At 68.1% G+C, this 12,378-nt stretch carries 10 protein-coding genes; 4 read left to right on the top strand and 6 right to left on the bottom strand.

Annotated elements, in window-relative coordinates; genetic code table 11:
* Nucleotides 1-125: 125 nt before the first annotated feature.
* Together ACX12F_RS01970 and ACX12F_RS01965 are read left to right on the top strand one after the other, a co-directional pair.
* A complete protein-coding gene (locus ACX12F_RS01970) occupies nt 126-2,999 on the top strand; it encodes a heterodisulfide reductase-related iron-sulfur binding cluster (RefSeq protein ID WP_459368038.1) in 2,874 nt (957 codons plus the stop codon).
* 114 nt (nt 3,000-3,113) lie between these two features.
* Complete coding sequence (locus tag ACX12F_RS01965) at nt 3,114-4,397, top strand: pyridoxal phosphate-dependent aminotransferase (protein WP_459368037.1); 1,284 nt, start codon at nt 3,114-3,116, stop codon at nt 4,395-4,397.
* Nucleotide 4,398: 1 nt separating this feature from the next.
* On the opposite strand, the gene ACX12F_RS01960 is transcribed toward ACX12F_RS01965, so the two are convergent.
* Nucleotides 4,399-5,028, bottom strand: a complete 630-nt coding sequence (locus tag ACX12F_RS01960; RefSeq protein WP_459368036.1) for a TetR/AcrR family transcriptional regulator — start codon at nt 5,026-5,028, stop codon at nt 4,399-4,401.
* A gap of 36 nt (nt 5,029-5,064) precedes the next feature.
* Here ACX12F_RS01960 and ACX12F_RS01955 point away from each other — a divergent pair, with 36 nt between their 5' ends.
* Nucleotides 5,065-5,526: an SRPBCC family protein gene (locus ACX12F_RS01955; protein ID WP_459368035.1), complete on the top strand. Its 462-nt coding sequence runs from the start codon at nt 5,065-5,067 to the stop codon at nt 5,524-5,526.
* Between the two features lie 112 nt (nt 5,527-5,638).
* Nucleotides 5,639-6,862 carry a YibE/F family protein gene (locus tag ACX12F_RS01950; protein WP_459368034.1) on the top strand — a complete coding sequence of 408 codons (1,224 nt, stop codon included), beginning with the start codon at nt 5,639-5,641 and terminating at the stop codon, nt 6,860-6,862.
* Here the strand turns inward: ACX12F_RS01950 and ACX12F_RS01945 are convergent.
* The 5 genes from ACX12F_RS01945 to ACX12F_RS01925 form a co-directional block, all read right to left on the bottom strand.
* A complete protein-coding gene (locus ACX12F_RS01945; protein WP_459368033.1) occupies nt 6,840-7,202 on the bottom strand; it encodes a nuclear transport factor 2 family protein in 363 nt (120 codons plus the stop codon). The two genes, ACX12F_RS01950 and ACX12F_RS01945, sit on opposite strands and share 23 nt — an antisense overlap.
* Before the next feature lie 34 nt (nt 7,203-7,236).
* Nucleotides 7,237-7,986: a maleylpyruvate isomerase family mycothiol-dependent enzyme gene (locus ACX12F_RS01940; RefSeq protein WP_459368032.1), complete on the bottom strand. Its 750-nt coding sequence runs from the start codon at nt 7,984-7,986 to the stop codon at nt 7,237-7,239.
* A gap of 1 nt (nt 7,987) precedes the next feature.
* Nucleotides 7,988-9,295 (bottom strand): cytochrome P450, encoded by a 1,308-nt coding sequence (locus tag ACX12F_RS01935; RefSeq protein ID WP_459370215.1) that lies wholly within the window; start codon nt 9,293-9,295, stop codon nt 7,988-7,990.
* A gap of 60 nt (nt 9,296-9,355) precedes the next feature.
* Complete coding sequence (locus tag ACX12F_RS01930; RefSeq protein ID WP_459368031.1) at nt 9,356-10,684, bottom strand: UDP-glucose dehydrogenase family protein; 1,329 nt, start codon at nt 10,682-10,684, stop codon at nt 9,356-9,358.
* Nucleotides 10,685-10,777: 93 nt separating this feature from the next.
* Nucleotides 10,778-12,289: a DUF7159 family protein gene (locus ACX12F_RS01925; protein ID WP_459368030.1), complete on the bottom strand. Its 1,512-nt coding sequence runs from the start codon at nt 12,287-12,289 to the stop codon at nt 10,778-10,780.
* Nucleotides 12,290-12,378 lie beyond the last annotated feature (89 nt).

The following is a 12,378-nucleotide window of genomic DNA, read 5'->3' as shown; positions in this document are numbered from 1 at the left end:
TTAGGACAGCCTTGCTAGCGTGCGTTCTGGCCAGGATGCGACTATGAGCAGGCATCTAGCTTAAGTTACTAGCTAGTAACCTCAATAAGTTACCGGCCGGTAGCTACATAACTGGGAGAGGCGCGGTGGAGAATCTCGAACACACGCTCGACGTGGCCAGGCTGGTCATCGGGCTGTTGGCAACGGTCATCGTCCTGGGGTTCGCCGCCAAGCGCGTCCTGTGGCTGACCAAGCTGATCAGCTCCGGGCAGAAGCTCGGCGACGAACGTGGCCGCAAGGACGATCTGGCCCGCCGCTTCCTGAACCAGAACAAGGAAGTCTTCGCCCAGTCGAAGCTGCTGAAGTGGTCGATCCCCGGTATCGCGCACTTCTTCACCATGTGGGGCTTCTTCGTCCTCGCCTCGGTCTACCTGGAAGCCTATGGCGTCCTGTTCAACCCGAAGTTCGCCATCCCGTTCGTCGGACACTGGGCCGTCCTGGGCTTCCTGCAGGACTTCTTCGCCCTGGCCGTGCTGGCCGGCATCATCGTCTTCGCGATCATCCGCTTGACCAAGAACCCCGACAACATCGGGCGTGAGTCGCGGTTCTACGGCTCGCACAACGGTGGCGCGTGGGAGATCCTCATCATGATCTTCCTGGTCATCCTGACCTACGCAATCTTCCGCGGTGCCGCCGTCAACGTTCTCGGCGAGCACTTCCCGTACCAGAACGGCGCGTTCTTCTCCGACGGCATGGCCGCGCTGCTGGCTCCGCTGGGCCACACCGCCAACGTCTGGATCGAGACCATCGCGCTGCTGTCGCACATCGGCGTCATGCTGGTCTTCCTGCTGATCGTGCTGCACTCCAAGCACCTGCACATCGGTCTGGCCCCCATCAACGTCACCTTCAAGCGGCTGCCCGATGGCCTGGGCCCGCTGCTGCCGATGGAGTACCAGGGCGAGCCGATCGACTTCGACGACCCCGCCGAGGACGCGGTGTTCGGCCGCGGCCGCATCGAGGACTTCACCTGGAAGGCCAACCTCGACATGGCGACCTGCACCGAGTGTGGTCGTTGCCAGTCGCAGTGCCCGGCGTGGAACACCGGAAAACCGTTGTCCCCCAAGCTCGTCATGATGAACCTGCGCGATCACCTGTTCGCCAAGGCGCCGTACATCATCGAGGGCAAGCCGATGCCGGAAGAGGGCTCGGTCGACTTCGCCGCGCTCGGCACCAGCCTGCACGGGCACGGTGTGCCCGAGGACGGCTACGCCCGCATCGAGGGTTCGGGCCCCGAGCAGGCGCTGCGCCCGCTGGTCGGGACCGCTGAGCAGGGTGGCGTGATCGACCCCGACGTGCTGTGGTCCTGCACCAACTGCGGTGCCTGCGTCGAGCAGTGCCCGGTGGACATCGAGCACATCGACCACATCGTCGACATGCGCCGCTACCAGGTCATGGTCGAGTCCGAGTTCCCCGGCGAGCTTGGCGTGCTGTTCAAGAACCTGGAACTCAAGGGCAACCCCTGGGGCCAGAACGCCAAGGAGCGCACCACCTGGATCGACGAACTGGACTTCGACATCCCGGTCTACGGCCAGGACGTCGAGAGCTTCGACGGCTTCGAGTACCTGTTCTGGGTCGGCTGCGCCGGTGCCTACGAGGACCGCGCCAAGAAGACCACCAAGGCCGTCGCCGAGCTGCTCGCCACCGCGGGCGTGAAGTTCCTGGTGCTGGGCACCGGCGAGACCTGTACCGGTGACTCGGCCCGCCGCGCCGGTAACGAGTTCCTGTTCCAGCAGCTCGCCGCGCAGAACGTCGAGACCATCAACGAGCTGTTCGAGGGCGTCGATGCCGCCAAGCGCAAGATCGTCGTCACCTGCCCGCACTGCTTCAACACGATCGGTCGCGAGTACCCGCAGCTGGGCGCCAACTACACCGTCGTGCACCACACGCAGCTGCTGAACCGCCTGGTGCGGGACAAGAAGCTGATCCCCGTGTCGTCGGCCAGCCAAGAGGTCACCTACCACGACCCCTGCTTCCTCGGCCGGCACAACAAGGAGTACGAGGCCCCGCGTGAGCTGGTCGGCGCTGCCGGTGCCGTCCTCACCGAGATGCCCCGCCACGCTGACCGTGGCCTCTGCTGTGGTGCCGGTGGTGCCCGCATGTGGATGGAAGAGCACATCGGCAAGCGCATCAACACCGAGCGTGCCGAAGAGGCCGTCGACACCGGTGCCTCGGCGATCGCGACCGGCTGCCCGTTCTGCCGCGTGATGATGAGCGACGGCGTCGACGACGTGGCCGCCACCCGCAGCATCGAGAAGACCGAGGTGCTCGACGTCGCTCAGCTGCTGCTGAACTCGCTGGACACCCGCACGGTCACCCTGCCCGAAAAGGGCACGGCGGCAAAGGCTTCCGCAGCACTGGCCGAGAAGCAGGCCGCCCAGAAAGCCAAGGAAGCCCCCAAGCCCGCTCCGGCACCGGCTGCTCCTGCCGCTGAGGCCGCTCCGGCCGCCGAGGCACCTGCGGCTGCCGCTCCGTCCGCTGCCAAGCCGGTCACCGGCCTGGGCATGGCTGCCAAGCGTCCGGGTGCGAAGAAGGCTGCGGCTCCGGCCGCACCCGCTCCGGCCGCCGAGGCACCTGCCGCCGAGGCTCCGGCCGCACCGGCCAAGGGCCTGGGTCTGGCCGCGGGCGCCAAGCGTCCGGGCGCCAAGAAGGCTGCTGCTCCCGCTGCGGCCCCGGCCGCCGAGGCTGCTCCTGCGGCTGAGGCACCCGCTGCTGAGGCTCCGGCCACACCCGCGGCACCGGTGAAGGGCCTGGGTCTGGCCGCGGGCGCCAAGCGTCCGGGTGCCAAGAAGGCTGCGGCTCCGGCAGCGGCGGCTCCTGCCGCTCCGGCCGCTGAGGCACCTGCTGCTGAGGCTCCTGCCGCTCCTGCCGCTCCCGCCGCCCCGGCGGCGGAGGCCAAGCCGGAACCGCCGGTCGTCGGACTGGGCATGAAGCCGGGCGCACGGCGCCCCGGTAAGCGGTAACCCGAAGTACACCGCAATGGCCAGCTACGACCCGCCTCAGGAGCGTCGTAGCTGGCCATTGGCATATGTGGCCCTGATCGCAGATGGGCAAAAGAATTCGACACCGATGAGAGCATGGAAACCGTGACCACCCACCAGGTACCCGCTGACCGCACATGGCACGGCGGCCATCCGCGTAATCAGCGGACGTTTGCGCAGTCGACCAAACTGCAGGACGTCCTCTACGAGATCCGTGGCCCGATCCACGAGCAGGCTTCGCGGCTCGAGGCCGAGGGCCACCGGATTCTCAAGCTCAACATCGGTAACCCGGCGCCGTTCGGCTTCGAGGCACCGGACGTGATCATGCGCGACATGATCGCCGCCCTCCCCTACGCGCAGGGCTACTCGGACTCCAAGGGCATCGTGTCCGCGCGCCGTGCGGTGGTCACCCGCTACGAGCTCGTCGAGGGCTTCCCGCGGTTCGACGTCGACGACGTGTTCCTGGGCAACGGCGTCTCCGAGCTCATCACCATGACGCTGCAGGCGCTGCTCGACAACGGCGACCAGGTACTGATCCCGGCACCGGACTACCCGCTGTGGACGGCGTCGACCGCGCTGGCCGGCGGCACCCCGGTGCACTACCTGTGCGACGAGACGCAGGGCTGGAACCCGGACATCGCCGACCTGGAATCGAAGATCACCGACCGCACCAAGGCGATCGTCGTGATCAACCCGAACAACCCCACCGGCGCGGTGTACAGCCGCGAGACGCTGGAGTCCATCGCGAACCTGGCCCGCAAGCACCAGTTGCTGCTGCTGGCCGACGAGATCTACGACAAGATCCTCTACGACGACGCCAAGCACATCCCCATGGCGACGGTGGCGCCCGACATGCTGTGCCTGACGTTCAACGGCCTCTCCAAGGCCTACCGCGTCGCCGGTTACCGGTCCGGCTGGCTGGCCATCACCGGCCCCAAGGAGCACGCCTCCAGCTTCCTCGAGGGCATCAGCCTGCTGTCGAACATGCGGCTGTGCCCGAATGTGCCTGCGCAGCATGCCATTCAGGTGGCACTCGGTGGACACCAGAGCATCGAGGACCTGATCCTGCCCGGCGGCCGCCTGCTCGAGCAGCGCGATGTCGCATGGCAGAAGCTGAACGAGATTCCCGGGGTGTCGTGTGTCAAGCCCGCGGGTGCGTTGTACGCGTTCCCGCGACTGGACCCCGAGGTCCACGAGATCCGGGACGACGAGCAGCTGGTGCTCGACCTGCTGCTGCAGGAGAAGATCCTGCTCACCCAGGGCACTGGATTCAATTGGCCCACACCGGATCACCTGCGCATCGTGACGCTGCCCTGGGCCCGGGACCTGGCCAAGGCCATCGAGCGGCTGGGCAACTTCCTGGCGAGCTACCGCCAGTAGGTCAGCTGCTGCCCAGGCCCGCGATGAAGGTGCGCAACAGCGCGGCGAGAGTGTTTTCCAGTTCCGTGCCGGGTTCGGGCTGATTGGCGGAATCGATTGCCGCCCAGCCCCACACCGAGCCGACGAAGGCATGGATGGCGGCGGTCAGCAGCACCAGGTGCTGCCGGTCCAGCGCCAGCCGGGGCTCGAGGGTCTCGCGTAGCCGGTCCTCGACATCGCGCGCCTGGGTACACACAGTCTCGGCCGCTTCCGGTGTCAGCCGGTTCATCAGCACCGGCGCGGCACTGATCAGGTCACAGAGCACCGGGCGCTGCGCGAGCGTGTGCGCCAAAGCCTTTGCCGGCGTGCGTCGTTCGTCGTTCAGCTGGGTCCGCAGGTCCGCCAGCCAACCCAGGTGCTCGTGGTACATCACCGAGAGCAGCAATGCCTCCCGCGAACCGGCGTAGCGGAGCACGCCTGATTTGGCCAGGCCCGCCGCGGCGGCGATCTCCCCCAGTGTCAGCTCACTGGCCCGGGTTTCGTCCAACAGCGCCCGGGTGACCTCGGTCAGACGACGCAGGCGGTCCTCACGCTGCTGCGGGCTGCGGGCCCGCGCGAAGGACAGCGCCACCGAAGAATCCGGCCGATCCATTGCTTAATAGAACACTGTTCCATTAACTTGGTCAACATGACACACCACTACGAAGTCCTGGTCACGCGCCATGCGCGGGCGACGCCGAGCACCCTGTTCGACGTGGTGGCGGACGGGTCCCGCTGGTCCGAGTGGGCGAAACCGCTGATCAACTACTCCGCCTGGGAGACCCGCGGACCTGCCGACGACGGTGGCCTCGGGGCCGTCCGTGCGGTCGGCGCGCGCCAGTTCCCCGCCCGGGAGCAGACGACCATCCACGAGCCGAGACAGCGGCACGGGTACACCATCCTCTCGTGGACCCCGGTGCAGGACTACCACGCAGAGGTGGTCTTCACCCCCGAGCAGGACGGCACCCGGATCGACTGGCGCGGCACCATCGAAAGCCGTTGGCGGGTAACCGGTCTGGGTTACCGCGCCGTCGTGAAGTACGTGTTGACGACGTTGTCCGCCAAGCTGGTGATCGAGGCCGAGCGGCGGGATGCGCTCAGCCGCGCGTGAACGCGAATGTAACCACACGGCGGTATTGGGTGGACATTTCCGCCCTGCGGTTACATTGGCGGCGCGGGTTGCCCCGATCAAACCCTCAGCCCGACCCCCTACGCTGGCTCGGGTGGCGCACTCGCATACCCACTCGCACAGTTCCGGCCCGGCGCCGTTGAGCCCCCTGGCAGCGAAGATCGTCGTCGGACTCCTGGCGGTGATCGGGCTGGCCACCGTGATCGGCGCCGTGGTCCTATGGCCGCATGGCAAGGCCGTCGACATCCCGCTGCCGTTCCAGAACGCCCACGGCGGCGCCGTCAGCACCGAAGCCGGGCACGTGGTGTCGACTGGGAAGAACAACTGCGGCAGCCCGTCGGTCGGCGCGGTACTGACCTCGGCGCCAGTCACCGCACCGCCCGGTGGGGGGACGTGCGTGCAGTCGTTGATCGGGATCGACTCCGGCCCGAACTCCGGCGCCAACACCCTGCTGGAGTTCAGCACCGGCCCGGGCCAGCCGCATCTGGCCGCCGGTGATCACATCCGGGTGACGCGCCAGGTCGACGACTCCGGCACCACCACCTATGCCTTTTTCGACTTCGAGCGCACCTGGCCGCTGGCCGCGTTGGCCGCCGTCTTCGCCGTGGTGGTCGTCGCGGTGGCACGCTGGCGCGGCCTGCGTGCCCTTGTCGGCATTGCCGTCGCGTTCATGGTGCTGACGGTGTTCCTGCTACCCGCCCTGCGCGACGGCGGCCCGGCCATCCCGGTGGCCCTCGTCGCGTCGTCGGTGATCCTCTACGCGGTGATCTACCTGGCGCACGGGGTCAGCCTGCGGACCAGCGCCGCCCTGCTCGGTACGTTGAGCTCACTGCTGCTGTCTGCGGTGTTGTCCTGGGCGGCAATCGAATTGGCGCATCTCACCGGGCTGTCGGAAGACCAGAACAACGAGATCGCGGCCTATATGGGGTCGGTGTCGATCACCGGTCTGCTGCTCGCCGGCTTCATCATCGGCTCGCTGGGTGTACTCAACGACGTCACCGTCACGCAGGCGTCGACAGCCTTTGAACTGGCGGAACACGGCGCGTCCCGGCGGGCCATCTTCACCGGCGCCATGCGGGTGGGACGGGACCACATCGCCAGCACCGTCTACACGCTGGTGCTGGCCTACGCGGGCAGCGCGCTCCCACTGCTCCTGTTGTTCAGCGTGGCCAACCGGTCGCTGGGCGATGTGCTGACCAGCGAGAGCGTGGCCATCGAGATCGCTCGGTCAGCGGTCGGCGGCATAGCGCTGGCGCTGTCCGTTCCGCTCACCACCGCCATCGCGGCGGTGCTGGCTACACCGCGTCCGACTCGATGAGTTCCGTCGCCGCCAGCGCCGCTGCCAGGTCCTCGTGCCGAAAGGCCGAGGTGACGTGGTCATGGACCACCCGGAAAGCCGTCGCGATCTGACGGTCGGCGCCGCCGCCGGTGATGGTCTGCTCGACCACCACGACGCCGTCGTGCACGTACATCCGGCCGGCCGTGGCCTTCTCGTCGAGGTCGGTCGCCCAGGTCCGCAACGCATTCCGCCCCTGGGTGGCCCCGTTCGCGTCACCGATCTCGATATCGCCGCTGGACAGCTTGTCGAGCGTGTCCAGGTCCCGGTCGTTGAGGGCGTCGATCCACGCCAGGACCGTCGCGATCTCGGAAGTCGTCATGATTAGACGCTACTTCATCGTCGGCGGGCGAGCCTCAGAAAGCCGAGTGATCCACCCAGCGCTGCCACACGGCCGCGTCGCCGATCACCTCCAGGCCGGCCTCCTCGACCGTCTGGCGGCGCGTGACCGCCAGGAGCAGCCCCGAGACCGGACCACGCACTGCCGCATCACCTTTGGCGTGCTGGTGCGACCAGTTCAGGCCGTCCTCGTCGTTGACCACCAGCCACTCGCCGGTCGGGCCCAGCTCGGATTCCGCGGCGTGCAGGTGCAGCGACCGTCCACGCTCGAGCGGCGGATTGGCCGCCGCGGCCATCAGCACCACCCGTTCCAGCGTCTCGGTCACCCCGTCGGCCGCCAACTCCGCATCGAGGATGAACGGGAGGCCCAGCGCCAGAACAGCATCGGCGCGGTGGACCGTCTGCTCATGGAGCCGGCGCCGGATCCACCACCCGGCCGGCCTCGGCCCGAGGAACGTCCACACCTTCGCGTCCGACCCGACGTGCTCGACGGCGTCGATCAGGGCCTGGGCAGAGGCGTTCAGCCAGTCGATGGCGGCGTCGAGGTCCTCGGGCGGTTTCCCATCCCGCACCGTGCGGGGATCGAGTGGCTCCTTCATGTGGTCGGCGACAATCTGCGCGCACCACCTGTTGCCACGTCCGACGTGCTTGAGCAGTTGCTTGAGTGTCCACCCCGGGCAGGTGGGCACCTCCGTATCGAGATCAGCGGTGCGAATGATGTTGCCGAAGGCGGCGGTTTCCTCGATCAGGGCTGTGCGCAAGGCCATTTCACGACGGTACCGCTGCGCGCGCCTGCCCGAGTGCGATCGGCAATGCCGCCCAACCGCGGAGCACCCTGGTATCGCGCCGCGTGCCGGACCCTGCGGGCTGCGCGTCGGGGAACCGCTCGAAGAACGTCCGCAGCCCCACTTCGCCCTCGGACCGGGCCAGTGCGGCGCCGAGGCAGAAATGCCGTCCACCGGAGAACGAGTGATGCTTGCCCGCGTTGTCGCGGGTGACGTCGAAGCGGTGCGGATCGGGGAAGACGGCCGGGTCCCGGTTGGCGCCGGCGAGGTAGAGGATGACGGGCTGGCCGGCCAACACGCGGTAGCCGGCGATTTCGACGTCGACCTTCGCGATACGTGCCGAGAGCTGAACCGGCGAATCCAGCCGCAAGATCTCCTCGACGGCGTTGGGCCACAGGTCGGGCTGCGCCAACACCAGCGCCAGTTGATCGGGGTGCTGCAGCAGCATTCGGATGCCATTGCCCAGCAGGTTCACCGTGGTCTCGAAACCCGCCGCCAAAACCAGCCCGGCCGTGGCGCGCAGCTCTTCGTCGTTGAGCCGGGCACCACCGTCACTGGCGGCGATCAGCTGGCTCATGAGGTCGTCGCCGGGGTTGTCCCGCAGCGCGCGGATGTGGTCGCTGAGCCAGGTGTTGAACCCGTCCAAGCCGTGTTCCACGCTGAGGTACTGCTGCCACGTCAGCCCGATGTCCAGGCTGGGCGCGGCCAGTTCACCGAATTCCAGGATGCGCGGCCGGTCGTGCTCGGGCACCCCGAGGATGTCGGCGATCACGGTGACCGGCAGCTGCGAGCAGTAGCTCTCTACGACGTCGACAGTGGCACCCGCCGCCAGCTCATCGATGAGCCCCGTTGCGGCCTGCTGCACCCGTTCGCGCAACGCCGCCACGGCCCGCGTCGTGAACACCGCGGACACCGTCTTGCGGTAGCGCGTGTGCTGCTCTCCGTCGACCGACAGCAGCGACGGCGGCAGGAGCGGATGCAGCCGGCCTTTGACGGTGGTCTTGCCCTCCAGCCAGCCGAGGGCACCGGGCAGGGCGCCGCCGATCTGGGTGACCGTGAAATCGTCGGACCGCAGAATCTGATGCACCAGAGCGTGATCCGCGGTCATCCACGCCGCGCGGCCGCGGTATATCCGTCCACGGCTGCGCAACTCGTCGGCGAATGCGCCCGGGTCGGCCCGCACCGCGGGGTCAGCGATGAGCCGTCCCTGCAGGTCACCGTGACGCGCGCCGTAGCGGGCCAGCTGGCGGATGACGGCGTGCAGCGCGAACCAGTTGAGACGTTGGCGCATGGTCATGAAGCCGAGCTTAAGCACGCCCCATGGCGCCGGGCTACATACTGCAGTCGTAAATCAGGCGGTCAGATTGCGCCCCAGCGCGTACACCCGCCAGCCCGCGGCCTGCCACTTCGCGACGTCGAGGCAATTGCGGCCGTCGACAATCACTTTCGCGCGCACGGTGGCCGCCAGCTGCTCGGGGTCCAGGTCCAGGAACTCCTGCCATTCGGTCAGGACCAGCACGGCGTCGGCGCGGTCGCAGGCCTCGATGACGGAGGTGGAGTAGTTCAGCGTCGGGAAGACCCGTCGCGAATTGTCCATGGCCTTGGGGTCGTAGACGTTGACGGCAGCGCCGTTGAGCTGCAGCATGCCCGCCACGTTCAGGGCGGGCGAGTCGCGCACGTCGTCAGACTCGGGCTTGAACGCCGCACCCAGCACCGCGATGTTGGCGCCCAGCAGCGTGCCGCGGCACGCCTTGGTGGTCAGTTCCACCATCCGGGTGCGCCGGCGCATGTTGATGCTGTCCACTTCGCGCAGGAAGGTCAGTGCGGGGTCGGCGCCCAGCTCCCCGGCTCGGGCCATGAAGGCGCGAATGTCCTTGGGCAGGCAGCCACCACCAAACCCCAAGCCCGCGTTGAGGAATCGCCGGCCGATGCGAGGGTCGTGGCCCAGCGCGTCGGCCAGCACGGTGACGTCGGCGTTGGCGGCTTCGCACACCTCGGCGATGGCGTTGATAAATGAAATCTTGGTGGCCAGAAAAGCATTGGCAGAGACCTTGACCAGTTCCGCGGTCTGCAGGTCGGTGAGCAGGAACGGCACGCCCCGTTCCAGGATTCGCGCGTACAGCTCACGCACCGCCGCTTCGGCGCGCTTCGAATCCGCTTGCACACCAAGCACGATGCGGTCCGGGTGCAGCGTGTCCTTGACAGCGAAGCCTTCACGCAGGAACTCGGGGTTCCAGGCCACCTCGACGTCGACGCCGACCGGCGCCAGCTCGCGGGCCCGCGCCCCGAGCTCGGCGGCGGTGCCGACCGGAACGGTGGACTTGCCGACGATCACCGCGGACCTGCGCAGCCGCGGCACCAGAGTGTCGATGACGGACTGCACGTGGCGCAGGTCGGCGGCGTACTCCCCCTTTTTCTGCGGGGTACCCACGCCGAGGAAATGCACATCACCGAACTCGGCAGCCTCGTCGTAGTCGGTGGTGAAATGCAGCCGACCGGCCTCGATGTTGTCGCGCAACAGCTTTCGCAGCCCGGGCTCGTAGAACGGGATGTCACCGGACGCCAGCTTCGCGATCTTGCCGGGGTCGATGTCGACGCCGAGGACCTCATGGCCGAGCTCCGCCATACCGGCGGCATGTGTCGCCCCGAGGTAGCCGGTACCGAACACGGTGCATCTCATACTGCCTTGATAGGCAGCCCCGATGAGCGCGGCGCTACGCGACACTGAGCGTCAGGCCAACGGCAGGTGACAAACAGTCTCCTGCCGCAGCCGTCAGCTCGGTGCGCAGAAAATGAGGAAACAGTTCGGCTGCTTCGGCTTCGGCTTCTTTCCGTTGCCGTTCCCGGGATAGTCGCCGGGGTAATCGCTCGAGCCGCCCGGGTACTGGTTGCCGGGGTAGCCGTTGCCCGGGTAGCTACCCGGGTAACCGTCGTCGCCGGATCCACGGCCGCCGCGACTCGGGTAGTCCGGGTAGCTGTTGCCCGGATCGGTCGGCACCCACTGCGGCTGTCGCGGACGCGGTGCCCACGGGTTCCAGGCGGGCGGTTGCGGAGCGGGGAACGCGATAACGGGTGGCGGCAGCACCACCGGCGCCGGGGCGGGGACCACCGCAGGCGGGTCGACGGGCGCAGCCGGCACGTCAGGCATCGAGACCGGGACCGGAGCCGGCGCCGGGGCTTCCGGAGCCGGGGCCGGAGCGGCGGGTGCGGGCACGTGGACCTGCGGCGCGGATTCCTTGACCACCTGCGGCGCCTCGACCTGGCGCGGAGAGGGAGCCTGCACTTCCGGGGCCGGCGCGGGTACCGCGGCGGCGGGCGCGGGCGGCGGGACAGCAGCCGGCGGGGGTACGGGTGCGGCAATCGGAGCACTGGGCACGATCGCGGCCTGCGCAGGTGCGGGCCGTTGATCGACCGTGGGGCGGATGCTCACCGCCAGCGAAATGGCAAGGGCCACAACACCGACGACGAAGATCGAGGTGAGCGCGCTACCGACCAGCAGGAAGGGCTTGCGGCCCTGGTCGGCGACCACCGGGGCGTCGCCGAGCTCGTCGAAACCGAACTCGTCGGCCGTCAGCAGCGGAGCCGCGGCGGCGACACCACCCGGCGCGGCCGAGTAGGCCAGACCGGCGGTGGCGGCGTCGAACATCGGCGCGTTGGCCGAGGCGAGGGCCGCACCACGGGCCAGTGCCAGGTCGGCGTCGCCCGGGGCGTTGACCGGGATGTCGAGCAGCTCGGCCAGGTGTGCCTGGACCGCGGTGACGTCGACGCCAGAGCCGACGACGAACATGCCCTGCGGCGGGGCCTCCGCACCGGAGACCGCCGCGGCCATCTCACCGAGCACGGCCATGGCGTCGGTGCTGTGCAGGCTGCGGCTGAGCACCTTCGAGATGGCGCCGTCAGGGTCGACAACCGACATGGTCGCCGTATCGCGGTCGACGAACAGCAGACCGGTGCTCGAGTAGCCGACCGCCTGGCCGGCGGCCTGCGCCAGCGACCCGGCGGCGTGCAACTCGGAGACCATCATGACGTCCTTGACGCCGGCGGCGTCCAACGCGTCGCGCAACTGCGCGGCAGCGTCGTGGTCGCTCCAGGCGACACCCACCGATTTGAGGTGGTGGCCGCCCTCCTCGGCGCTCTCCCGAGTACCCAGGATGGCGCTGACAACCTGCTCAACCGGCGTTGCTGAACCGTCCGCTGTCTGCGTTTCGAAAATATCGTGGTCGACGATTTCACCGTCGGCCTTTTCACCCTCAACCAGCGCCATACGCACCGTGGTTGGAGTCATAGACACACCCAGAACGATGTCCACGGACCCTCCAATAGTGTTCGCTACGCTATCTAGGCCGACACCGAGAATCCCCCGCCGTACAGGCC

It is taken from the genome of Mycolicibacterium sp. HS_4_1 (assembly GCF_054515875.1).
The sequence above is the reverse complement of the archived record's forward strand: the minus strand, read 5'-3'. Positions and strand labels throughout refer to the sequence as shown.